Origin of the sequence: Prevotella sp. DNF00663 (genome assembly GCF_001553265.1) — a bacterium.
Classification (GTDB): Bacteria; Bacteroidota; Bacteroidia; order Bacteroidales; family Bacteroidaceae; genus Prevotella.
Genome location: NZ_KQ960593.1, coordinates 77,214 through 103,504, shown reverse-complemented (window position 1 = coordinate 103,504; position 26,291 = coordinate 77,214). Strand labels below are relative to the sequence as shown.

General features: G+C 44.0%; 19 protein-coding genes. 9 read left to right on the top strand and 10 right to left on the bottom strand.

What is annotated here, in order from left to right; translation table 11 throughout:
- The 6 genes from HMPREF3034_RS01710 (at position 1) to HMPREF3034_RS01685 (ending at position 7,173) form a co-directional block, all read left to right on the top strand.
- Entirely contained in the window at positions 1–711 is a 711-nt protein-coding gene (locus HMPREF3034_RS01710; RefSeq protein WP_036895846.1) for a metal ABC transporter ATP-binding protein, read from the top strand.
- A gap of 336 nt (positions 712–1,047) precedes the next feature.
- On the top strand, positions 1,048–4,404 hold the full coding sequence (locus HMPREF3034_RS01705) for a glycosyltransferase family 117 protein (protein WP_062432654.1): 3,357 nt from the start codon (positions 1,048–1,050) through the stop codon (positions 4,402–4,404).
- Positions 4,405–4,410: 6 nt separating this feature from the next.
- Positions 4,411–5,022, top strand: a complete 612-nt coding sequence (locus HMPREF3034_RS01700) for a polysaccharide deacetylase family protein (protein ID WP_036895850.1) — start codon at positions 4,411–4,413, stop codon at positions 5,020–5,022.
- Complete coding sequence (gene queG, locus HMPREF3034_RS01695; RefSeq protein ID WP_062432652.1) at positions 5,000–5,977, top strand: tRNA epoxyqueuosine(34) reductase QueG; 978 nt, start codon at positions 5,000–5,002, stop codon at positions 5,975–5,977. The genes HMPREF3034_RS01700 and queG overlap by 23 nt, the downstream gene beginning before the upstream one ends.
- Positions 5,970–6,719, top strand: a complete 750-nt coding sequence (locus HMPREF3034_RS01690; protein WP_062432650.1) for a hypothetical protein — start codon at positions 5,970–5,972, stop codon at positions 6,717–6,719. Before queG ends, HMPREF3034_RS01690 begins: the two co-directional genes overlap by 8 nt.
- Positions 6,703–7,173 carry a DUF4112 domain-containing protein gene (locus HMPREF3034_RS01685; RefSeq protein WP_062432648.1) on the top strand — a complete coding sequence of 157 codons (471 nt, stop codon included), beginning with the start codon at positions 6,703–6,705 and terminating at the stop codon, positions 7,171–7,173. Before HMPREF3034_RS01690 ends, HMPREF3034_RS01685 begins: the two co-directional genes overlap by 17 nt.
- Positions 7,174–7,181: 8 nt before the next feature.
- On the opposite strand, the gene glmM is transcribed toward HMPREF3034_RS01685, so the two are convergent.
- From glmM to HMPREF3034_RS01645, 8 genes are all read right to left on the bottom strand, one after another.
- On the bottom strand, positions 7,182–8,564 hold the full coding sequence (gene glmM / locus HMPREF3034_RS01680; RefSeq protein ID WP_062432646.1) for a phosphoglucosamine mutase: 1,383 nt from the start codon (positions 8,562–8,564) through the stop codon (positions 7,182–7,184).
- A gap of 29 nt (positions 8,565–8,593) precedes the next feature.
- Complete coding sequence (locus HMPREF3034_RS01675) at positions 8,594–9,229, bottom strand: DUF4827 domain-containing protein (protein ID WP_036895862.1); 636 nt, start codon at positions 9,227–9,229, stop codon at positions 8,594–8,596.
- 75 nt (positions 9,230–9,304) lie between these two features.
- A complete protein-coding gene (locus HMPREF3034_RS01670) occupies positions 9,305–10,342 on the bottom strand; it encodes a DHH family phosphoesterase (RefSeq protein WP_062432644.1) in 1,038 nt (345 codons plus the stop codon).
- Between the two features lie 317 nt (positions 10,343–10,659).
- The gene (locus HMPREF3034_RS01665) at positions 10,660–11,571 is read right to left on the bottom strand and encodes a glycosyltransferase family protein (RefSeq protein WP_062432642.1); all 912 of its coding nucleotides are present in this window, start codon (positions 11,569–11,571) and stop codon (positions 10,660–10,662) included.
- A 99-nt stretch (positions 11,572–11,670) separates the two neighbouring features.
- Entirely contained in the window at positions 11,671–14,037 is a 2,367-nt protein-coding gene (locus HMPREF3034_RS01660; RefSeq protein ID WP_036895869.1) for a translocation and assembly module lipoprotein TamL, read from the bottom strand.
- Positions 14,034–18,659: a translocation/assembly module TamB domain-containing protein gene (locus HMPREF3034_RS01655; RefSeq protein WP_062432639.1), complete on the bottom strand. Its 4,626-nt coding sequence runs from the start codon at positions 18,657–18,659 to the stop codon at positions 14,034–14,036. The genes HMPREF3034_RS01660 and HMPREF3034_RS01655 overlap by 4 nt, the downstream gene beginning before the upstream one ends.
- A gap of 569 nt (positions 18,660–19,228) precedes the next feature.
- Complete coding sequence (locus tag HMPREF3034_RS01650) at positions 19,229–19,897, bottom strand: RluA family pseudouridine synthase (RefSeq protein ID WP_036895871.1); 669 nt, start codon at positions 19,895–19,897, stop codon at positions 19,229–19,231.
- Between the two features lie 74 nt (positions 19,898–19,971).
- Positions 19,972–20,643 (bottom strand): DnaJ domain-containing protein, encoded by a 672-nt coding sequence (locus HMPREF3034_RS01645; RefSeq protein ID WP_036895873.1) that lies wholly within the window; start codon positions 20,641–20,643, stop codon positions 19,972–19,974.
- A 98-nt stretch (positions 20,644–20,741) separates the two neighbouring features.
- On the opposite strand from HMPREF3034_RS01645, the gene HMPREF3034_RS01640 reads away from it, so the two are divergent.
- From HMPREF3034_RS01640 to HMPREF3034_RS01630, 3 genes are read left to right on the top strand one after another with little or no spacing between them, the layout of a single operon-like run.
- A complete protein-coding gene (locus HMPREF3034_RS01640) occupies positions 20,742–22,499 on the top strand; it encodes a bifunctional metallophosphatase/5'-nucleotidase (protein ID WP_062432635.1) in 1,758 nt (585 codons plus the stop codon).
- Positions 22,499–23,275, top strand: a complete 777-nt coding sequence (gene nudC / locus HMPREF3034_RS01635) for an NAD(+) diphosphatase (RefSeq protein WP_036895876.1) — start codon at positions 22,499–22,501, stop codon at positions 23,273–23,275. The genes HMPREF3034_RS01640 and nudC overlap by 1 nt, the downstream gene beginning before the upstream one ends.
- Before the next feature lie 23 nt (positions 23,276–23,298).
- The gene (locus HMPREF3034_RS01630) at positions 23,299–24,600 is read left to right on the top strand and encodes an NCS2 family permease (protein ID WP_062432632.1); all 1,302 of its coding nucleotides are present in this window, start codon (positions 23,299–23,301) and stop codon (positions 24,598–24,600) included.
- 62 nt (positions 24,601–24,662) lie between these two features.
- Here HMPREF3034_RS01630 and HMPREF3034_RS01625 read toward each other — a convergent pair whose 3' ends face one another.
- Together HMPREF3034_RS01625 and HMPREF3034_RS01620 are read right to left on the bottom strand one after the other, a co-directional pair.
- Complete coding sequence (locus HMPREF3034_RS01625; RefSeq protein ID WP_036895879.1) at positions 24,663–25,304, bottom strand: trimeric intracellular cation channel family protein; 642 nt, start codon at positions 25,302–25,304, stop codon at positions 24,663–24,665.
- Positions 25,305–25,308: 4 nt separating this feature from the next.
- On the bottom strand, positions 25,309–26,265 hold the full coding sequence (locus HMPREF3034_RS01620; protein ID WP_062432629.1) for a D-2-hydroxyacid dehydrogenase: 957 nt from the start codon (positions 26,263–26,265) through the stop codon (positions 25,309–25,311).
- Positions 26,266–26,291: the final 26 nt, after the last annotated feature.

The following is a 26,291-nucleotide window of genomic DNA, read 5'->3' as shown; positions in this document are numbered from 1 at the left end:
ATGGCACAACCAATCATCGAACTCAACCATATCTCAGCCACCTACGGAGCTGTCATGGCATTGGAAGACGTGTCGTTGAAAGTCTACGACCACGACTATCTAGGCATCATAGGGCCTAACGGGGGTGGCAAAACTACGCTCATGCGCGTCATACTCGGCCTGATGAAGCCACAAACAGGAGAAATTATCTACCGACGCGAAGGCAAAGTTGTAAATGAACTTTCCATGGGTTATCTGCCACAATATAACAAAATAGACCGCAAATTTCCTATTTCCGTATACGAAGTGGTACTCTCCGGACTCAGCAGACAGAAACGTTTTCTACATCCCTACACCAAAGAACAACACCAACAGGTACGTCACGCCATTGAAAGGCTGGAGCTCGAAGGACTCGAAAAACGACACATTGGACAGCTCAGCGGTGGCCAATTACAACGTGTATTATTGGCGAGAGCCATTGTTTCCAATCCCGAAGTCGTGGTATTAGACGAACCCAATACCTACATCGACAAACGTTTCCAAAAACAGATGTACGAGATGCTGCACCGCATCAATGACGATTGCGCTGTCATTGTGGTAAGTCACGACATCGCCGAAATCATTGAGAACGTGAAACACGTAGCTTGTGTCAATCGCACACTGCATTATCATGAACACACCGACATACCCATAACCAAAATAGAACAGCATTTTCTATCTATCAGACCATAGAAGTGGTCTATAAAAACTCACCATTCCTCACTCCTAAATCCCCACTCTTAACTCCAGACCTCGTCAACTTGTCTACTCGTTAACTTGTCAACGAAATGACTGCAAAGCCTCGGCAACTTTCCTGCCTAGCCTCTTCAGCATTTTTGACAAGCCCCTGCAGCAATACTGCCTAGACTCTGCAACAAAATAAGTTTGTGAGTTTATAAGTTCATTAGTTAATGAGTTACGCCATAAGAGAGCCTAAATAGCCATACAATAATGTTTAAAAACGCAAGCAATATTTTGCAATATGCTTGATTTAATCTATCTTTGCAATCATTATTCACAAACAAATTTATGAGACAGTACAAATTAGTGGACAATATACTTGGATGGGTTGCATTCTTTATTGCGGCATTCGTATATTGTTCAACAATTGAACCGACAGCCAGTTTCTGGGACTGTCCAGAGTTTATCACTACTGCATTTAAACTCGAAATCGGACACCCACCCGGAGCACCATTCTTCATGCTCACCGCAAACTTGTTTAGTCAGTTTGTCAACGAGCCTTCACAAGTAGCTCGAATGGTGAATACAATGAGCGCATTATTGAGTGCTACGACCATCATGTTCCTCTTTTGGACCGTCACACACTTAACCCGTAAGCTCATCATGAAGGACTGGGACGAGCTCACAACAGCCAAATTGATCATCATTGAAGGTGCAGGTTTGGTCGGTGCATTGATTTATACATTCAGCGATACATTCTGGTTCTCAGCCGTAGAGGGTGAGGTTTATGCCTATTCATCGGCCTTCACAGCCATTGTATTCTGGCTCATATTGAAGTGGGAAGACCACGCCGACGAACCTCATAGTGACCGTTGGCTCGTGCTCATAGCCTATATGACCGGCTTAAGCATTGGTGTACACCTGCTCAATTTGCTGTGTATTCCGGCTATTGTACTGGTTTACTGCTACCGCAAGTTCCCCAATATCGAACTTAAAGGTTCACTGTTCGCACTCTTAGGAGCGTTTGTCATTGTGGCAGCCGTTCTTTATGGTGTCGTTCCGGGAATCATTACCGTGGGTGGATGGTTTGAATTGTTGTTCGTCAACGTACTCGGATGCCCATTCAATACAGGTGAGATTGTCTACATCATTCTCTTGGTAGCTACCGTCATTTGGGCTATTTACGAGAGCTATACCGATCAAAGTGAGAAACGACAAAATCTGGCTTTCATGCTTTCTGTTGCCATGTTGGGTATTCCTTTCTTTGGTAATGGTGTGGGCGCAGCCGCAGTTGGTATCATCGTATTGGCAGTATTGTGGTTTGCCCTCAACCTCAAAAAGACAGAGGGAAAAGCAAAGGTGAGCTACGTCTCGGCTCGTATAAAGAATACAACCTTACTCTGTATGCTCATGCTGATGATTGGTTACTCCAGCTACGCGCTTGTTGTCATCCGCTCATCGGCCAATCCACCGATGGATCAGAACTCTCCTGAAGACATCTTCACGCTCGGAAATTACCTGAGTCGCGACCAGTATGGCGACCGCCCATTGGTTTATGGACAGGCCTACACATCGCAGGTGGCATTGAAAACAGACGGCAATATGTGCCGACCTGTTACCAAACAGGGTGCACCTATCTATAGTCGCAAGGAAAAAGCCAACAAAAACGAGAAGGATTCTTACTTCATCGTAAGCCATAAAAACAAGTACCAATATGCACAGAACATGTTGTTCCCACGCATGTATGATGCTCCCCACGCCCAAGCCTACGAAGACTGGATGGGCGGTGTAGACGGTTACGACGTGGCATATGATCGTTGTGGGGAAGCCATGACGGTGAAAATGCCTTCACAACTGGAGAATATCCGCTTCTTCCTCTCCTACCAATGCAACTTCATGTATTGGCGTTACTTTATGTGGAACTTTGCCGGAAGACAGAATGATATACAAGGTAACGGAGAATTGGAGCATGGTAACTGGATTACCGGTATTCCTTTCGTGGACAATGCACGACTGGGCGACCAGAGCAAACTGCCCGATGACTTAAAGAATAACAAGGGACACAATGTGTTCTATTGCCTGCCTTTGTTGCTCGGATTGCTCGGATTGTTCTGGCAAGCATGGCGTGGACAACGTGGAATACGCCAGTTCTGGGTGGTATTCTTCTTGTTCTTCATGACTGGTTTAGCTATCGTTATCTATCTGAACCAAACACCTATGCAGCCACGTGAGCGCGATTACGCCTACGCCGGTTCGTTCTATGCATTTGCAATTTGGTGTGGTATCGGTGTCGCAGCAATCTATGACCTCATCAAGAAGTACCTGCATGTAAGTGGAACTGTCGTAGCTGCCGGCGTATCATTGCTGGCATTGCTCGTTCCAATACAAATGGCAAGCCAGACATGGGACGACCATGACCGCAGTGGAAGATACACTTGCCGCGACTTCGGACAGAATTATCTGATGACATTGCAAGATAAAGGCAACCCCATTATCTTTACCAATGGAGATAACGACACCTTCCCGCTATGGTATAATCAGGATGTAGAGGGTGTTCGCACAGATGCACGCGTCTGCAATCTCAGCTATCTACAGACCGATTGGTATATCGATCAGATGAGGCGTCCGGCTTACGACTCCCCTTCTGTGCCTATCACATGGCCTCGACTCGACTACTGTTCAGGTACCAATGAGTATGTATCGATTCAGCCCGAAGCAAAAAAACAGATTTTGGAGTTCTATAAGACCAATCCAGAAGCAGCCAAGAAGCAATTTGGCGACAACCCGTTTGAATTAAAGAACATTCTGAAATACTGGGTACGCTCAAAGGATGCTGATATGCATTTCATCCCTACCGATACCGTATATGTAACGGTTGATAAAGACGCTGTGCGTAAAAGCGGTATGTTAATGGCCAGTGATACCATCCCTGATCGCATGGTTATCTCTCTAGCTAACAAGGATGCGCTCTACAAGGGCGACCTGATGATGCTCGAAATGATAGCACAATGCGACTGGAAACGTCCTATTTACGTGGCTCTGACAGTAGGTGAAGACAACTATATGAACCTTGGTGACAACTTCGTACAAGAAGGATTGGCCAATCGTATTACTCCTTTCACCACCAATAAACCCGGTGCTAAGCGCTACGATACGGAGAAAGTGTACAACAACTTGATGAATCGTTACAAGTTCGGAGGCCTCTCCAAACCCGGACTTTATCTCGATGAAACGGTCATACGCATGTGTTATACACATCGAAATCTATATGCCGAACTGGCCAATCGACTCATTGCCGAAGGACAAAAGCAGAAGGCTTTAAAGGTATTAGAGAAGGTTGACAAAGAGATTCCAAGCTATAATGTACCCTACAGTGCATCATATAACGGGTCTTATCTGTATGCCATAGGGGCTTTGGATTTGGCTCGTGCATATGCTCTTTTGGGCAAAAAGCAGCAATCCATGACCATTATGAATGACGTATGGAAGCATTCTAAGCAACTCATGGAGTGGTACTTGAGCCTCAATGCCGATCGATTTGCACAATCAATGAGCGAATGCCTCCGCGAGATGACTATTATGCGACAAATTGCAGACGACGCTCCTATGGTTGATAAGAAGCTGGCTGGCAAGTGGAACAATATGTTTAACACCGTATTTGCACGTTATCGAGCAAAAGGTGGAATCTTACCAAACAGGGATTAAAGGCGCATGCTAATTGAACAACCTGCTAAATGGCTGCGCTGGTTATATCCCGGTGCTATTTGGAGAATGGATCCTAACGATCATTCAGTGTATCTGACGTTCGACGATGGACCCATTCCCGAATCAACACCTTTCATTCTTGAGACCCTGAAGAAGTACAATGCGAAAGCCACTTTCTTCATGGTTGGCGAGAATGTGTTGCGCCATCACGATCTCTACAACCAAATATTAGAGGACGGACATCAGGTTGGAAACCACACATTCAATCACATCGGAGCTTTCAAACATTGGACATTCACTTACGCTATCAACACGCATAAGGCCAATGAATTGATACATGCCCATCTATTCAGGCCTCCCCACGGTTGGTTAAGACCCAGTGAATACTGGTGGTTGAAGCGTGGTTACAAGATTATCATGTGGGACTTAGTCACTCGCGACTACTCTAAATGGCTGTCAGGCGAGGATGTTTTGAACAACGTAAAGCGTTATGCGCGTAACGGTTCCATCATTACTTTCCACGACTCTCTTAAAAGTATCGATAAATTAAAGTATGCTTTGCCGAGAGCTTTGGAATGGTTGCAAGAGCAAGGATATGAGTTTAAAATCTTCGAATAAGCAAGAATTAAGCGAAATAATAAAAGCCGAGGCTAAAAACCTCGGCTTCTTTGCTTGTGGCATTGCGCAAGCCGACAGAGTAGACGAGGCTACAGCATGTCACGTCAGACGCTGGTTGGATGCAGAATATTATGCCGGTATGGCTTATATGAATAACTATACCGACAGGCGACTCGACCCTCGACTGCTCATGGATGGACTCAAGAGCATCGTATGTGTGGCATTAAACTATGCTCCGGCACATGATTTTGAGGACGGAGAACTTCGTTTTGCCGCTTACGCATTGGGGCAAGACTACCACGATATCGTGAAAAATAAACTCAGAGAGTTGGCAGATAAGATAGGAGTAGAAAACTATCGTGTGTTTTGCGACAGCGCTCCTGTGCTCGAACGATACTGGGCTGCGCAAGCAGGATTGGGCTGGATAGGCAAGAATCATCAATTGATTATTCCCCATGCAGGCAGCATGTTCTTCCTTGGAGAGTTGTTTTTAGACATTGAGTTGGAATACGATGAACCAGCAAAGAACCGATGTGGAAACTGCCATCGGTGTATAGACAACTGTCCGACAGGCGCTCTACAAGAAGGAAAGGAACTCAATGCACTTGCTTGTCTGAGTTATCAGACCATTGAAAATCGCAATGATATACCACAGAAATATGCATGTAAGATGGGAGAAACCATCTATGGATGCGACCGTTGTCAACAAGTATGCCCATGGAATCGCTTCGCTCATCCCAACGATACACCCGAATTGCAGCCCAAAGAAGAACTTTTGCGTATGAAACGGGGCGATTGGATAAATCTAAGCGAGGAAGATTACCGCAAACTTTTCAAAGGGAGTGCTGTCAAGAGAGCCAAATATGCCGGACTCATGAGAAATATCAAGGCCGCTACTTGCGATTATGAAGGAAATGAATTAACTTTGGATACCAAACAACAAGACGATGAATAGCAAACACGTAAACAGTTATCAGGCCACAACCGCATTGATAAGGGCATTCTTCGAAGCCTTTACCATGGGCATCATGGATAGTCTCTACCCTACCGACGACACCGACAAGAAATACAACCCGCGTAACATCAAGCAAGCAATGCTGGAACATTACGACCAGATTGCAGACGCTTTCTTCATGATAATGTTCACCATGTTCATCCGATTGAACTACCGTGACGTAGCAGATGCACAACAACGACTCACCAAAGAGTTTGAAACGAAAAAGCCAACAATGCAAGATTACCTGCGTTTTGCATGTAAAACACAGAAGTTGTACGATGCTATGGTCACTGAATACAAGCAAAATTTCGACTACTTACTGCGTGGAAAGTTCTATGATGTAGCCGAATACCTGAAGCAATATACGCATGGCAACCAACTGTCTGTAGCCAACGAGCCACTTGCTATCAACTTGATGGTGCGCACAATCCTTAAATCCTACACTACAGGCATCAAACTTTCAAAAACCAAGAAAGCCTCACTCCATCAGCCAACTATCCTCCGTTTGCTGATTATCAACATCCATTTACTCATCAATGACAGCCAACTTAAACCCGGAGAAGCCAATTTAAACGAGCTATTCCTCACTGCTTGTGGTAGCGAAACCAACATGAACGTGATGTTGAACACCCTTGATGAAACCTATCAAGAGCTTATCAAAGAAGAAGGAATCGTCTCTACCAATGACCAATCAAATTAGAAAAGAGAACCTCAAAAAGACAGCATTGTATGGCCGTATGAAACAAATAACGCAGTATCTAGACCAATATTATCTAGACGCGGTGATTGGTTTCGTACCCGGCGGAATCGGAGATACGGTCGCAGCCCTATTTTCTCTCGTCCATATCTACTTCAGTTTGTTCAAGCTACGGTCCATTCCACTCACGCTTGCAATACTCAACAACACGCTGCGCGATGTGCTATTGGGCTTGATTCCTTTCTATGTTGGCAACGTAATAGACTTCTTTCATCGCGCCAACAGCAAGAATATGCAACTTCTAGATGGCTTTATCAACGATGATAAAACCGTTATAAACGAAGTGAACAGAAAGGCTGCCCTTTCTGTTCTAACCCTCGTTGTATTAATCTTGATGATTATTGGTATGATATGGAGCCTCATTTGGCTCGCCAAACAGATTTACCTCATTTGGTAATTCCATTTTTATTGCATATCATAAACCACCTGCATCAGTTTCTTACCAATGGCATCGGCCTCTTCCATTGTTGCAGCTTCACTGTAAACACGGATAATTGGCTCGGTATTACTCTTACGTAAGTGAACCCACTTATCGGGGAAATCAATCTTGACACCATCAATATCGGTCACTTGTTCGTCTTTAAACATCTCCTTCACCTTCTCCAAGATAGCATCAACATCGGTAGATGGAGTCAAATCAATGCGATTCTTAGCGATGAAATAGTTAGGATAGCTAGCACGAAGTTCGCTCACCTTGCAGCCCTTATGAGCCAATAAAGACAAGAAGAGGGCAATACCTACAAGTGCATCACGACCATAATGGCTTTCAGGATAGATAACTCCACCGTTGCCTTCGCCACCAATAACAGCGTTCACAGCCTTCATCTTGGTTGTAACATTTACCTCTCCAACAGCAGCGGCAGCATACTGACAACCATATTTCTCCGTAACATCACGCAAAGCACGCGTAGAACTCAAATTACTTACGGTGTTACCGGGTGTATGCTCGAGCACATAATCAGCCACAGAAACAAGTGTATATTCCTCGCCATACATCTTTCCATCCTCACAAATGAACACCAAACGGTCTACATCGGGGTCAACCACAACGCCCAAATCGTATCCGCCCTTGGCTACTTCGGTCATGATACCCCCCAAATTCTTCTCCAATGGTTCCGGATTATGAGCAAAATCGCCATTTGGTTCACCATTCAATAAAGTGTATTCCACGCCTAATGCTTCAAACAAATGAGGCAGGATAACACCACCAACACTGTTAACTGTGTCGACAGCTACCTTGAAATGAGCATTCTTAATGGCTTCTACATCAACCAATTTCAATGCCAGCACCGACTCTATGTGTCGCTTATCAAATGTAGAATCGGCTGTATACTTACCTAAGTGGTCTACATCAGCATACTCAAAGTCTTCTTTCTCAGCCAAAGCTAACACTTCATTACCATCGTCTTTGGTCAAGAATTCACCTTCATGATTCAACAATTTCAATGCATTCCAATGACGTGGGTTATGACTGGCAGTCAAAATAAGGCCACCAGCAGCACCACTCATACGGACAGCGAGTTCGGTTGTTGGAGTCGTTGCCAATCCAATGTCAAGCACATCGTAGCCAATACCCATCAAAGTACCGCATACTACGTTCTTAACCATCTCACCAGAGATACGTGCATCGCGCCCAACCACAATCGTATTGCTGCTAGACTGCTTGCTACGACGAATGAAAGTTGCATAAGCTGAAGTGAACTTGACGATGTCAAGTGGATTCAGTGTGTCGCCCGTAGAACCACCAATCGTTCCACGGATACCTGAAATAGATTTTATTAATGTCATGGATTAAGGTTTTAACTATGTTGTTTTTATTAGATATCTCGTTGGAATGTCAACTCAAAGAGACTGGGATAGACCGCACGAGAAGCCGCCAATGTACCTCGATCACTAGGAACAATAATCTTTACTTTGGCTATTTCTTCATTCTCTTTAGTTTGGCGTCCCAACTTAATATAGGGGAACACCGACATCCAACCAGTCGGAACTGAAGTGCTTTTATAAGCAGTAAACATCACACTATTGCGACTATCAAACACACCGGTGTATGTTCCACTGGTATTCCAAACCGTCATTTTATCCGAAATCATCGAATAATAAGCTACATTATTACTCAAGATGACAGAGTCGGTCATCAAGTTTGTCTCTGTAAAACGACACAACACATTAGCAGTCTCACCTTTCTTAATAGGCTTACCTGCTCCCCTCCTGACTATCTGCAAATAGATTCCGGAGCTTTCAAGTAGCACAAATTCGTTCTTACTGACATCGGTAGTTGTATCTTTAAAGAACTCCGATTCATTAATAACATTGACTTTTTCCTTCGCAAGATACTGAGATATAGCTGTACGTTCTTTCTTCTTCTTATCTGCATACGTCTCATGATCGCGACAAGAAGCAAAGATAATGACACCTATCAAGGCGAGAAAGAGGAATGTAAATTTCTTCATTGTGTTGTATGTTATCGCACAAAGGTACAAAAAAGATTACTATTTATGATTGACCTTACATGTTTTATAAAACTTTTAACCTTTTAAAAAACTCTCATAATGGGCTATGGCGCGACGTGCTATCTGCTCTGCTTCGGCCATAGAGCAATGTAGTTTTCCACCTGCAGCATTCATATGGCCGCCACCATTGAAGAATTCAGCAGCCAAAAGGTTACAAGGGAAGTCGTCGACCGAACGTGTACTCACCAAAACAGTGTTCTCGTGACGGTCGTCTTCACGCAGAGAAATAGAGAGTTTCAGCCCCTTGATACGTAAAGGTTCGTTCACCAAGCCTTCCAAATCGCCCTTGATGAAATGGTAGTCTTCCATATCTTGCTTAGTAACGGCAAAATAAGAAGCATGCAAATCTTCAAAGACATTTAGCTTTTGACTCATCAAATAGCCTCGGAAACGAATGGCCCAAGAACTATAGTTGTTGAATACTTGCCGATAAATCTTATCCTTATCAAATCCTTTGGTCAAAAGTTGACCAATGATAAAGTAAATTTCCGGACGCGAAGAATTATACGTAAACCCACCCGTGTCGGTCATCATGCCACAATAGATAGGCACAGCTATCTTCTTGGTCATCATATCGAAGGCTCCCAATTGCCATATAATGCGGAATATCATCTCCGAAGTACTGCTCATTTCCGGATGAGATACCGTCAAAACTGTGTCCATATCAGGATTCAAATGATGGTCTATCATAATCTTCTTGGCAGGTGATGCCGTGAGCACTTGTTCCATATCTTCCACCCTACCCGGCACATTGAAGTCGAGACAGAAGACCAAGTCGGCCTGTCCGAACAACTTTTCCACACTCTTTGGATGGCGATCATGGCGCACAATACGCTCCACACCGGGCAGCCATTTCAGGAAATCGGGGAAGGCATCGGGTATAACCAACGTAGCTTCTTTGCCTGCTTGACGCAGATACTCGGTCCATGCCAGCGACGAACCGATGGCATCTCCGTCCGGTCCTTTATGACAACACACCACTATATGATTCGATTCTCCAATAGCCTGCTGTAATTGTGCAAGTTCAATGTCGTTTAGAATGTTCATTTGCATAGTGCTGCAAAGGTAATAAAAAAAAGAGAATGCCATAGCCGGAGAGCCACACATTCTCTTAAAACAGAATACTCCTATCACTCCAAACTATTCACTTCTCACTCCTAACTCAATAAATTCTCACTCCTAACTCATCACTCTTAACTCCCTGCAACGCCCCTGCAGCATCACTGCCAAGGCTTTTCAACAAAAATGCCAAGGCTCGGCAGCATCGCTGTTAAGCCTTGGCATCAAATCAAAAGAAGCATCCTCATGCTCGAATAGTAATCTTATCAAGTAGCAACCTTGATACTATCACGAGCCAAGGAGTATCTCATTTAGAACAATTTATTAGGGTATACGCCTTCAGAAACAAGGCTCTGAATGCGATCTACAGTAGCTTGACGGTCAGCAGCATAGGTTACACCGAACCATTTACTTGTAGTATCAAGTACCTTAACGGTAGCAGTACCTTCGTTCACGAGCTTATTGACCATCAATGGAATGAAGAACTCAGCCTTCAAGTTTTCCATGTTCTTGGGGTCGCTAAGGAACTCTTTGAAGTAAGCATCGCTATGTTCGAAGTAGTCGGGAGTGAATCCCCACATGTTCATAGACACAGGTGTGTTGTCTTCAATGGCTACCCATTCACCATTTTCATCTTTATAAGACACCTTACCATCCACACGCATAATCTCAGTACGCTCTACTACAGTAGTCAGATTGCCTTCCTCGCTCTTGGCACAGACTCCACGAGCCACCGTACCATTATCGCTCAACGTGTTACCTACACGGAAACCTACCATAGAATACTGATTCTTAGCTCCCTCAGGCAGGTCGGCCAAGAACTTACCAATAACCATAAAAGAGTCACGATTGTAGAAATCGTCGCAATTGATAACACAGAAAGGTTCGTTAATGATTCCCTTAGCCATCATCACAGCATGGTTTGTACCCCATGGTTTTTCTCTTCCTTCGGGTACACTGAACCCTTCGGGCAGACTATCTAGTGCTTGATAGCACAGTTCGGCAGGTATATGACCTTCGTATTTAGACAATATTTTCTCGCGGAAATCCTGTTCAAAGTCCTTACGAATCACGAAAACAATTTTTCCAAAACCGGCTTTCATGGCATCATAGATAGAATAATCCATGATAGTCTCACCATTAGGACCTAATCCGTCTAACTGTTTCAGTCCACCATAACGACTGCCCATTCCGGCAGCAAGAAGCAACAAAGTTGGTTTCATACTATTGATTTTTATGTATTTTGGTATATATAGATTTTCTTTTATGCAAAAGTAAACAATTATAATGAGAACCCGAACATTTCCACAAAGGTTATTTTGCTAGAACGGATAGCCCACAGCAAGATGTATACTCTGTGCATCCTTGAAGCTGGAGACATTGTAGAACCCGCTTTTTCCGGTATCATAAGGCACGTGGAGACCTATTCCCCAGTCCACACGAATGACAAACATGCCCATATCATAACGCAAGCCAACACCTGTTCCCACCGCCATATCGCGGTAAAAGCGATTCAACTTGAACCGGGATTGGGGACGTGCCTCATCTTTTTTCAGTGTCCAGACATTGCCGGCATCCAAGAATACAGCACCATGAAGGCTTCCGAAGAGTTTCGTACGGTATTCCGTGTTGAACAAAAGTTTCAAATCGCCCGTCTGTTCTATGTAAGAATACTTGGAAGACGTAGGTTTGTAACGTCCCGGTCCGATGCTCCTGACCGTAAACGCACGCACACTATTGGCACCACCTATGTAGAATTGCTCGTAATAAGGGGCTTTCGTAGCATTTCCGTAGCTCCATATTGCACCGGCAGAAGCATGTCCCACGATATAAGAAGACTCTGACAAATGCCACAACTTCACAAAGTCGCCCTCCAGCTTAAAGAATTGTGCGAAAGGATTCTTAAACATCTTCTTATTCTTATCGTCCCATTTCTTACCCGCAACCATATATCCCAACGAGATTAGATTGCCGGCCTCGCTCACTGTAGCCGACCAAGTGATAGGATTACGATAAGTAGATGGGCTGGTATACTGATAAGTATAGCTCATCTTTGGTACGAATTGGTCGCGCATAGAAACCTGCAAATAGGCATTTGTATTTAACAGGCTGTCAAACGCATGTGTCGTACTCGTCATGTATTCATAAGAAAGTATCAAGGGACTAAAGCTGTGATGAGACTGTGCACTGGTCCAAAAATCATACGTAAGTTCGCCGGATACCACATGTCTTTTGTAGTATCCGGCTCTGTTAAGCACATCTGATGAAGCTTTAAGAGTTGTTGTCGGCATGAAATAATAATGTCGACGATTGCGGTCAAGCAGCTTGGTATAATCTCGACGGAATCCAAACAGATTCCTAGGTGTCAACAATCGAGGAAGTACCAAAGCCACGTCTGCACCATAATAATAAGAGTTTATCTGCGCAGCAGCACCTTCAGAGCGATGGGCTGTCTGCCATTCGTAAGAACCATGAACGTTAATATCGAGCTTTTCACCGCCACGGAAAGTGTTCAACTTGGTAAAACCTAGTACGAGTTCAGGCCCCATCCGCCCCGTAGTCTTACCTTTTGCATTGGCTCCAACATAGAAGTCATACCTCTTTTCCATCACACAATTGACAGACAAATCGAGGGTATCCGTCTCCGTATCTTCGCTTCTTTTAGTGAAAACCAAATCGCTATTGGCAAACAATCCTGTGCCTTGTAGATACTTGGTTGTCTCTTCTTCATCGGCCAAACAGTACAACTTACGTGGACGAAGACGCAGACCACGTAGCAAAACACCTGTTCGTATGGGCGATTTACGACCGTTATAGTTAATGGTTATAGCTCTTCGGGTAGTCGAATTGTATAATGTATCAAGGAAAGAACGTCTCAGATTATATGTCACCTTGCCTATATACCATTTCGTAAGTACATCGGTATCCAAACTATCTGCCATCTGTAGCTTGAGTGCAACCTTGCCTTTAGCATTCAAAGTATCTGCCAAATAAGAGCTATAACCTGCTTGTTGGTAATAGAAACCATTGTTACGGAGCAATCGGGCAATGCGCTGACGCTCGCCATCCAGTGTAGATACACTGAACGGATACCCCCTCTTGATGAGCGCATCGGCTCTACTAGCACGTATAAGACTATCTGTTGTCATCGGAAAGTTTGTGTATTGCAGTGTATCTACTGTCCACAAATGTCCCATATCGACCGTATAAGAGAGCTTGGCTTTCTTTGGATTATGTCCGGTTTTGATGTTATAAGTCACCTTTCCATTGAAATAACCGAACTTCTTGAGCTGAGATTCGGCCACCGAAGAGCGCAAATCAGGATTCACTTGGCTCATTAGTTTAGGCTGAGTGCCAAATGTTTTCGTCATCCATTTGCCTAAAGTAGACTCCGATTGAGAAAAGGCATTCCATATCCAAAGGCGTATTGGGAAAGGCGTACGGTAATAACTGCTGCCAAAAAGCGATCCATTGGGAATGGCAGCAAGTGCCGATTCCATTTCCAACTGAGTGGTTTCAGCATGCAAATTCTTTTCGTAATTGGTGTATTGTATCTTCTCTAACCCCGTATAAAGTTGTTCACCATCGGGGATAGCGCTTGTTGAAGAACATGAAGTCAACTGTGTTGCTAACAGAACAATGGCTCCTAACAACACTTGCACGACTATCTTATTGGCATTCCTTTTCATTTTTTCTTCTTCATTTTTACTGAATCGGCAGGCAATGCAGGCAGTTCATTCCCCTTAGGAGTATTGAATCGGAATATATCTTTGAAGTGATCAAGTTTCCGACGCCACTTAAAACCGACCCCATATTCCCCGATTAATCCTTCCAACCAGTCGTAGGTGCTGTTGTTATAGAACAAACGGAGGTACTTACTCGACTTTTGGTCAAGTCGATATTGCATTTCCACGTTGTCAAAGAAAGTATTGCTACGAGTTTGTTCCAACTCCGAACCAGTGGAAACTTTACCTCCTACGATGATTTTCAAACGATTATTCCACAGTCGTTTAGCAAAACGGAAGTTATAATCAGTATGCATTGCACCACTCGAAGTAGTGGCATTGTCGACACTCATGCCTATATCAAGACCCATAGAACGCATGGCTGTGCCGGTAATCTTGCTGATTTCACCCTGTAAGAATGAACTCAATGCACTGTTCATAGAGAACGCATTGGTGTTTCCATCGACCAAATACATACCCGAAGCAAGCATGGTAATGGCCACTTTACCCCTACCTTCGGTCGACATCGTGTTCAATTCATTAGCTATTGTCATATCATTGGGGGCATCAATAATAAACTCTACGCCCGGTTTATTGAGTGTTTTACTCAACTTCACACCACATGTAAAGTCCACAACTCGCCCATTGCTGCCCGATTCATTGACCGTTGCTTTCACGGTTTCGGTCGCCGTAATATGAAGATTCGGGTTCATTGGATCGCCCGTAAAGCTTAGATAACTCCCATCTTGAATGTTAAACGTCTTCAAAGGAATAACCGGTAACGAGTATTTCATCTCACCGCTGTTAAGCGTATAACGCCCTTTCAGCCCGACAAAGTCTACTGCATTATACGTCATTTGTAGGTCGCCACCCCCCATTAGGTCTATATAATTGGTCTTATCTGCGTTTAATGCACACACGACATGGGCTCCCTCATCGATACTAATGCCCAATGCCATATTGAAACCTTCGGGCTTTGGCCGTTCAACAACTTCTTGTATAGAGTCTTGAAGGTCTGTAAACTTCACGAGTTCATCTAGTTGTGTGTCGGTAGAAAGCTCTGAATCACGGAGTATATAAGTCATATCCGTAGAGCCAAGAACATTCAATTTGCCTCTCAACTGTAGGTTCTCAACACGTCCATTCATTCTTCCGAAGAAGTCTACATAGGCTTTACCAAAAGTCTCGGAACGCAAGTTTTCCTTAGCATCTATCAATAAGAAGTTGTCCGCACGCATTCTTACATCCATCAACATGTTGTCTAAATCGGCGAAATCCAGATACCCTGACATTATTAACGGACTATCGTTATGCGAATACATCATGAAGTTTTCGAAAAGTAATCGACTGTTTGTGATGGTCACAGGGTCATTATCGAATCGCATTTCCACTCCATACGGCTGGCTAACCAAGTAAGCAGAATCCACATACAGTTCTCCATTGACATTCGGTTTGCTCAAACTTCCCTTGACATCTAGGCTTCCTTCGGCATATCCTTTGAACCCAAACAACTGCTGAGGGATAAATCCATTCACCATCAACAAGGGCAATTTATCGAATCCAAGCGTTGCATCTAGATAGCCATCTCCCTTAGATAGATATGTACCTTTGACCGTTGCCACCTCCGAACCATTGTGCATGAGAATGCCATCTACATAATGACTACCATCAGCCTTAGGCATATAGACGAACTCAGCACCCACATTGCCCATCGGACTCTTTTCATATACCATATTATCTATGGTCATATTAGATGATACCGACAACTCATCTTTGGTCTGTATCAGGTGATAATCGCCATTCAAGATACCCGCTAAATCAGGCGTATAAGGCACTACCGAGAGTACTTTCTTTAAATCAAACTGATTCAAACTGAACGTTATGTCCTGCAATGCTTCCTCGTTTTCGTCATCAGAATAAACCTGTACGCCCATTCCATCAGCCGAACGTAACTTCAAATCAGCCCTTACGCGTCGGTTATCACCCAAGAATACGAAGTTACTATCGTTCACCGAGAAAGTCTTATAGCCCAATACTGGCTGGTCATCCAAATGCAATTGAATGCCATTCGACTCCATAGAAGCTGTCAAACCGACCCCTACTCCAAGATTATCTTTGGCATCATAGAGCCTTACTTTGAGGTTAGCACCCCGTTCATGTAGCCCTCCATCGAAGAGCGCATTAAATACATACTGTGGATTTCTAGCATTGTTGCGCACCTGAGCATAATATGTAAAGGCATTATTCGTAGAATAAATATTAAACCGAACAGTATCTAATAGCATACTATCAGCTACCAATGAGTCGATTTGCAAGCGACCATTAAGCCCTGTTACATGCGAAGACACCACATTAATATCAGCACTTGCGAACTGATAACCATAACGATTGAGCATATGTACAAAGAAGTTATCCTTGCCACTCACCAAATACAAGTTGGCATCGGGCAATCTTTGCCACAACTTCACTTGGTCTATCCGCTTGTTCTTGAGTTGCAATTGCACTTCTTTCATGAAACTGTTAGCCTGCGCCATCAATCGCTCATAACCTCCACGACCATTCATCTTCAAGTGGAAATCACCGCAATTGAGCACAGCATGAGTTGTATCACGGCGCGTCAACATATCTATATCCAAGCCACCGGGTCGATATATCTGCTTCCCATCGTCTATGACAACATCTTGCATGGTACCTTTGACCATATAAAAGTGCTTCATATCGATCTGCAAAGCTACATTGGCACGCATTGAAGCAGTCAAAGGCGTCTCGGCAATGCGTAGATGATAGAAGTCGGCTTTATCTAGATTGCACATCACTTTAGCATCCACATGCTTGCTATTCAATTTTGCATCCAGATGTATATTACCTTTCAACAAGTCGTTTTTACTCACAATATCGGCACGAGCAAGCCCACGATTCACCGTAGCATCAGCCGTCGTGTTGTCTAGATTATACTTCCCGTATCTGAATTTCTGTATACGTGCCTTGGCCACAAGATGTGTTCGGGGCGAAAGCATGTCTGTCCCGACACCCGAAACATCTACAAATCCGGTAAAAGGATGTAAATCCATGTTGGGAACAAAGTTCTGAAGTGGTAGCTGCGAAGCCGTGAGACGAGCCGTATAAGACATTCTTGACGCGTCGAAACGAGCAGTTCCGCTCAATCTACCGCCTCCTTGACCGGCCACAAAAGTTGATGCATAGCTCTGTCCATTCACTTCTACATGCCCATTAAACGTGATTCCACTCGGTACTCGAACCGTTTTCATCAGTTCCCTGTCCAATAATGCGGTCAGGAAGTCCATCCGATAGCTCGCAGCTTTCAAGTCCAAGCTAGCTTTCATATGCTTGGCATCAGTGGGATTCTGTATATATCCGGTAGCTCGGACATCGAAGGCAGAAGGTAATTTTACGTTCAGACCCGCCAAAACAATACGTTTCATATTACCTCGCACCACTCCATCGACAGATAAAGGATAGCTGGGCCACGCCCTACGGAATGCTGGCGGCATGTCGTTCATGAATATCATAAGGTCTTGTTTGCCGAATCTTCCATGCACGGTAGCATTGAATTTCCCGGGGGAGGGATCGGCAAAAGTATTCAAGTCCATATCCAAATCACCATGAAGCGATGATTCCGACGTCTTAAATGTAACCTTTGAGAGATACAACTTCGTCGAATCCATCAGCACACGCCCAGCTATTTGCTGCACTTGCAAGCCACTTTTCTCGTCGAACTGGCACTCACGTAAGTTCATAACAAGCTTCGGATTGCAATAATCCAAGGAATCTAGGCCCAGCGATATATTACTGATTGATAGATGATTATAATCTAATCCTTTAGCGAATATTTCAAAATTGTTATCATATTTCAGCCGTCCTGCTGTCCAATCAAGTTTCCTTACCTGATACAACTCTTTGTATAAATCAAAATACCCCCCTTCAGCCACAGCCTTACCCATATAAGCTTGCACTTGCAAGGTGTCGCCCGGCATGTGTACAGTCACGTCTGTACGCTCCACATTAAGCCTATTCACTGATATCTTCCAGTAGCTTTTCTGCTGTGAAGTGTCCGGTGGAACAGTATCACTCAACTCAATATTCACTCGTGCATCTTTCAGATTGGCATCGTCAATCTTCACAGAATCGGCCTTCAAATCTATACCATGAGCTTTCAGATTGAGTTCTCCGATCGTACCTTTCACCCTTGCCTCGTGAATAAAGTTAGTCGTATTCACTTTTAATTGGATGAATGCGAGTTCGTCTATCTGCACTTGTTGCTTGAGTAAAGGCCAAAGTTGAATATCGGCTACAACCTTACGGATGTCTGCCACCGTATCTTTTTGCTGTGGAAGAGAATCATTCTGCTGAATCACCTTGATGCCTTCGACTCCCAAATCAAGCGGAAACTCCAGATTCACATGCTCTACAGAGATTTCCATACCGGTTTTTTCAGAAGCATAGGCAGCCACTCTAGCTACCGCCCAATTCTGAAAGGGAGGGAAATAGAGCAACAATGCGAACACGACAAACAAGAGTATCGGCGTCAGAATAACGACAGCGACCCACTTCAGCTTCTTTTTCATAGAAATCTAATACTGTTTTCGGGCAGCAGACAGCCCATTCTTAGCTACATGCAAAGTTAGCTATTTTTTAATAGAATGGCGAATGCCTTCAGCTATAATTTTCAAAAAGGCCTATATTATAATAGGTGGGATAAGCCTATAACTGCATTATTTAAGGTTCTCGATACTGATCTACCGATTCCAACTTACCATCTCTGAGCTCCAAAGCCTACATTAATTACAGTAGAGACGAGCGACCTCCCATCTCTACTACAACTACCAGTATCTTTCACCCATTCACATCTTTTCCCTAATATTTATTTACTTGTCTACTCGTCAATTTGTCAACACATCATTACCATTACTATTTGTATCTTCCAAACTCTTCACTTCTCACCCCTAGCTCCTCACTCTGAAATTACTGCAGTGGCTTGGCAACATTCATGTCTAGGCTCGGCAGCAATACTGCAAGGGTTAGTCAGCAAAACTGCCACGGCCTTGCAGTCAGGTAGTAGACAAGTTAACGAGTAGACAAGAAACAAAACTTTGAAACGAGGAAGGATAAGTTTAAAAGGCATAAATGGCTACTTTCACGGCGCAATAGCACTCCACAAACGGTCTTCGGGTAATGGAGCTACAACACACAATGACTCTTTAGACACAGGATGAACGAACGCTACTTGATGCGAGAGCAGTGAGATACTGCCGTCGGGATTGCTACGCTGAGCCCCATATTTCAAATCGCCTTTGATAGGCCACCCCATTGCTGCGAGCTGACAACGTATCTGATGATGTCGTCCAGTGAGCAATTCTACCTCTATCAACGTATAGTTGTCCGACCTACCTATTACCTTATAATTTAAAACAGCTTTCTTCGAACGTGGCACTTCATGGTCGTAAGCATAGCTTTTGTTCTGCTTTTCGTTGCGCACAAGCCAATGTGTAAGGGTTCCTTCGAGCTGTTTGGGTACGTTACGAGTAATAGCCCAATAGGTCTTATGCACCTCTCCGGTACGGAACATCTCACTCATTCGCGAAAGAGCCTTGGATGTTTTGGCAAAGACAACGAGTCCCCACACAGGCCTATCTAGCCTGTGTATCACACCTATAAATACATTACCCGGCTTTTGGTATTTCTCTTTGATGTATGCTTTCACCGTCTCGCTAAGCGGTGTATCGCCAGTCTTATCGCCCTGAACAATCTCTCCACTACGTTTAGAGACGATGATGAGATGATTATCTTCGTAAACTACTTGCATCGTTTTATTTGTTTATACGAATACAAAGATACAAAAAAGGATGAGAATGCGAACAATTCTGCATCCTCATCCTTTTATCCCTGTTGCATCTGCCGAAGCAATTGCTTCTGTCGTTCGGTCAATCCCGTGGGCAGAGTGACGTTGTAGGTGACTATCAAGTCGCCGAAAGTACCGTCTCCCCGATTCATTCCCTTGCCACGCAATCGCACCTTTGTGCCATTCTGTGTTTCGGGTTTAATCTTCAACTTAATCTTAGTTCCATCACCCAACTGTACGATTACCTCGCCACCAAGCAAAGCTGTATAAAAGTCTATGTTCACTTCGGCATTCACACTACCCGAACTTTGCCGAGCCGAACGACCAGTATTGGCAGTTCGACCACTTCCAAAAAGGTCTTTAAAGAAACTGGAGAAACCGCCTCCACCAAAGCTATTAAAGTCGAATCCCTCGAAAGGATTACCACCACCGGCCGAAGACCACTGGTAGTTTCCACCACCTCTGCCACCATTAAACATATCGGCCTCGCGCCACTTCTCACCATATTGGTCGTATTTGCGGCGTTTCTCAGGGTCGCTCAACACATCGTAAGCCTCGTTTAATGCTTGAAACTTGGCTTTCGCTTTCGGATCATTGGGATGCAAATCGGGATGGAACAGCTTTGCACGCTTCCTATAAGCCGCCCTGACATCCTTTTGTGGGATGCTCTTATCGACGCCTAGAATCTTGTAATAATCTATAAATGCCATAATTTCTGTACTCTTTTATTCTTTAATAAGAAGTAAGCAAAAACCATGCCGCATTCATAAAAAAACGCTATCTTTGCACACATAAATGAAAAAGCAAAATGAAAAGAATCTTCATTGCATGTCTCATGGCTCTCTGCCTTTCCACATACGCCATGGGAAAGAATAAAACCATCAATATCAGAGTGATTGAAACGAGCGATGTACACGGAAGTTTTTTCCCTTACGATTTTATCAATCGCAAACCAAAAGCAGGTACATTGGCTAGAGTGAGCAGCTATGTGAACTCGCTACGCAAAGATTATGGCAACAACGTAGTGTTGCTCGACAATGGCGATATACTCCAAGGACAACCTACATGTTACTACTATAACTACATAGCTACGCAAGAACGGAACGTGGCAGCAGACATTATCAACTACATGAAGTATGATGCCGAGTCCGTAGGAAACCACGATGTAGAGACAGGACATGCTGTGTACGACAAATGGATAAAAGAGATTAACTGCCCCATGTTGGGTTGTAACATCATCGATACCAAGACTCAAAAACCGTATGTAAAGCCTTATACCATATTAAATAAGGATGGTGTGAAGATTGCTATCATCGGTATGCTGACTCCGGCTATCCCCAGTTGGCTCTCTAAGAATCTATGGTCGGAACTCTACTTTGAAGATATGGTAGTTTCGGCACGTAAGTGGGTGAAGACAGTTCAAGATACCGAGCATCCCGATATCATTATCGGCCTCTTCCATAGTGGTAAAGACAACGGTATCAAGACAGACGAATACGAGGAGAACGCTTCACATCGTGTAGCCAAAGAGGTACCCGGATTCGACCTCATATTGTTCGGTCACGACCACACACGTTCTAATGAGACTATACAAAATGTGGCTGGTAAACTGGTAGTTTGCCTAGATCCAGCTAACAACGCTATTACTGTGGCTGACGCAGAGATTACCGTCACCCTCAACAAAAAGGGTAAGATGATTGACAAAAAGGTCGTAGGAAAACTGGTAGATATGATTAATCAACCTGTTGACGAGGCTTACATGGCCTACTTCAAAGATCATATAGACAAAGTGAATACCTTTGTTAATCGTGAAATAGGTAGCTTTAAGAACACCATTTATACACGCGATAGCTATTTCGGCAGCTCTGCTTTTACCGACTTAATACTCAATTTGCAATTGCAGATTACCGGTGCCGATGTAGCCTTCAACGCTCCTTTGGCTTTCGATGCAAGCATCAAAGCCGGCACGTTGCATGTATCTGATATGTTCAACCTGTATAGGTTTGAGAACCAACTCTACGTGATGCGGCTCACAGGTGAAGAAATTCGTAAGCATTTGGAGATGAGTTACGATCAATGGGTGAACACGATGAAGAGCCCGAACGACCATCTTTTACTTTTGGCCGATACCAAAGGAGACCAACAACGACTTGGTTTCAAGAACTTTACATTCAACTTTGACAGCGCTGCAGGAATCATCTATGAGGTAGATGTGACTAAACCCGACGGACAAAAGGTACGTATTATCAGTATGGCCGACGGCCGTCCGTTCAAAGAGAATGAATGGTATAAGGTAGCTATCAACAGCTATCGGGGAAACGGTGGAGGCGAGTTGCTCACACGAGGAGCAGGTATTCCGCGTGATAGCTTGGAGAGTCGTATCGTCTGGAGAAGCGAGAAAGACCAACGATACTACTTGATGAAGGAAATAGAAAAGACGAAGGTAATGGATCCGAAGCCCAATAACAACTGGAAATTTATACCGGAAGCATGGACACGTGAAGCTGCTAAACGCGACAGTATGCTACTCTTCGGCCGCGCACAAGATCCGAAAGACATTAAATAATGAAGACTTATTGGTTTGTATTTTGTAAATCAGACATTCTATTAGAGTGTCGGGAAGACGGTAGTTGTTCCATCCCATGTGAAGAAGAACCACCTGTTGCCCTCAAACCATGGACACATGTAATCAACATTCCAGCCTTAGAAGACGGTACACCGGCCAAGGCTTTCAGCGTTGATGCGCCAATAACAGATTATCCGGGATTCAAAATGTGCGGATTACGCGCATCGTATTATGAACTAAGCATGGAACTTTACCTGAAAGCAGGTAAATGTCATGAGCTGTTATATTGGGATAAGAATACGCAATTCTGTGGTGTTTGTGGTGCCCCAATGCGCATGCATACCGACATCAGTAAGCGTTGTACATCGTGTGGAAAGGAAGTTTGGCCCCAGTTGGCAACCGCTATTATCGTGTTGATACATCGCGATGATGAAGTCTTGTTGGTTCATGCGAAGAACTTCAAGACCAATTTCTACGGTCTTGTAGCCGGTTTTGTGGAGACAGGTGAAACCTTGGAAGAGGCAGTTCATCGCGAAGTGATGGAAGAAACTGGCATCACCATCACCAATCTGCGCTATTTTGGGTCGCAGCCGTGGCCCTATCCCAGTGGATTGATGGTAGGTTTTAATGCCGACTATGTGTCCGGTGAAATCAAATTGCAGACCGATGAGCTGAGCAAAGGGGCTTGGTTCACTAAAGAGACCTTACCTACCATCCCCGAAAAACTAAGTATTGCCCGCATGATATTGGACGACTGGCTAACTAACAACAAATAAATCCTTTAACATAAATAATCAATATGAGTTTTCTTGAAAAAGCACTTGGATTCAATCCACAGACCATGAAGGTAAAGACGGAGCTTATTGCAGGCGCCACAACCTTCTTAACGATGAGTTACATTCTTGCTGTTAACCCCGCTATCCTAGCTACAACAGGTATGGATAAAGGTGCATTATTCACCGGAACGGCCATAGCTGCCGCCATAGCCACGCTCTTGCTGGCTTTCATGGCAAAGCTTCCATTTGCCCAAGCACCCAGTATGGGACTGAATGCATTCTTTGCCTACACCCTATGTCAGGCTATGGGATACACTTGGCAACAGAGTTTGACCATCATGTTGATAGAAGGTATCATCTTTATCTTGATTACTTTCTTAAACGTCAGAGAAATGATTCTCGACTCAATCCCGCTGAATCTGCGTTACGCCATCAGTGCCGGAATCGGTATGTTCATCGCTTTTATCGGATTAAAGAATGCCGGTATCATCGTAGCCAAGGAAGGAACATTCGTTGGTCTAGGTGCTTTTACACCTGAATGTATATTAGGGCTCATCGCCATCTTGGGCAGTGGAATCCTCATGGCAAGGAATGTGAAAGGCTCTTTGTTCTATGGCATCTTGGCAGCAACCATCATTGGAATCCCCATGGGAGTCACTCAAATGGAGTCAGGATGGTCTCCCGTCTCCACTCCACAGGATATATCACCTGTCTTTTGGAAGTTTGATTTCGACGGATTGATGAACTTCAACACGGTCATCGTGGTGTTCACACTTCTTATTGTCAACGTTTTCGATACCATCGGAACACTCGTTGGCTTATCAGAAAAAACCGGTATCGTAGAAAAGGACGGTAGCATTCCACATGTAAAAGAGGCCATGATGAGCGACGCTATCGGTACAACTTGCGGTGCAATGCTAGGTAGTTCCACTATCACAACATACATTGAGAGCGCTTCAGGAATTGCTGAAGGCGGTCGAAGTGGACTCACCTCGTTCATTGTAGGATGCCTGTTCCTGCTCAGTTTGTTCTTGAGTCCGTTATTCTTGGTTATTCCCAGCGCAGCTACCAGTGGTGCATTGGTACTTGTAGGAGTCTTGATGATTGACTGTGTAAAGAAGACTAACCTTAGCGATGTGAGCGAAGCATTCCCTGCTTTCATCACAATGATTACGATGGTACTTTGCTATTCTATCGCAGATGGTATCTGCTTAGGTATCCTTGCCTATGTCATCATCAAGTTATGTACAGGACAATTCAAGGCGCTCAACCCCATGTTGATAGCTCTATCCATTATCTTTATCCTGAAATTTGTATTTGAATAAATAATCAAACAAGCATAAAACAATAAAGCCCGACACTTGTCGGGCTTTATTGTTGGTAAATATCAACCTCCATTTTCATCTTTCAAAATAGGCAATGATATATGGTATCGAACGGCCAAGAAGCGAATGACGCAGATAATCAAAAACGTAACAATAGACGCTATACCCACATTTACCTCTAAAGAGACAAGCCCCCAATACACCAAACCGCCTGAGATACTAGCCATGGCGTAAATATCTTTCTGGAAAATAAGCGGTTCTTTATTGAGAAACACATCTCTTATCACTCCACCAGCGGCTCCGGTAATGCATCCCATGATGATGGCAACCCAGAAAGGATAACCGAATTGCAAGGTTTTCTGCATACCGGCAATGGTAAACAGAGCCAAACCTATGGTGTCAAAAACCAACCACGCATTGTCCAACTTATTAAGTGACCGTGCAAAAACAATCACAAACAACTGCGCAATAACCGTACAAACGATATAAATAGACGATGTCATCCAGAAAGGAGTGGTTCCTAACATGACGTCGCGCAGCGTTCCGCCACCAATAGCAACAGCAAATCCACACACAAAACCGCCAAACCAATCGAAATGTTTAGCCGCCGCCTGACGGATACCTGATATAGCAAACGCGAAAGTACCGACGAATTCTAGAACTTGTTGAACCGTACGAACAACCTCAGGATCTTGATAGAACATGTTATTATGAGTTTACTACATGAATAGGATGGCCATCAATAAAAGCTTTCACATTCTCTACGCAAATATCAACCAAGCGTTTGCGTGCCTCAAAAGTGGCCCATGCCACATGCGGAGTTATAAAAGCATTGGGCTGACGGAGCAATGGATTGTCTTTACGAGGAGGTTCCTCGTACATCACATCAGCCCCATATCCAGCCAATTGGCCACTTTCCAACGCGTCAGCCACATCTTGCTCATCAACCAACGGACCACGCCCGGTATTGATAATAATAGCACCTTGCTTCATCATCTTGATGGTTTCCTTATTAATCATCTCCCTTGTTTCGGGCGTAAGTGGACAATGCAAAGTCAGAATATCGCTCACAGAGAGCAGTCCATCAAGCGTTGTTTTCTGAATGCCATCAGGTAAATCAGCCGAATTCTTGCTTGTATAAGCAAATACATCCATTCCGAATTCCTTAGCAATCATTGCTACTTTCATACCAATATTGCCTAATCCAATGATACCAAGCGTCTTACCGGCAATCTCATGTAACGGACTATCCCAATAACAAAAGTCGGGATTGTCGCTCCATTTGCCTTGTCTGTTAAGCTCAGCATAATGGTCTACCCGATTCATAATATTAAGAATATGGGCAAAAGTCATCTGCGCCACACTATCAGTGCTATATGCCGGAATATTTGTCACGACAATACCACGTTTCCGAGCTGCCTCCAAGTCTATGGTATTATAGCCTGTTGCCATCACACCAATATACTTCAACTTAGGCAATTGGCTCATTTCTTTCTCACGAATAGACACCTTATTGGTCAGTACCACGTCAGCATCTTTGGCTCGTTCTACAACTTCTTTGCCCGTAGAACGTTCATATTCCACAAATTCGCCTAATGATTTCAACCCTTCCCAAGACAGATCTCCGGGGTTGATAGCATGAGCATCCAATTCAACGATTTTCATTTTATTAATATCTTTATACCTTTATA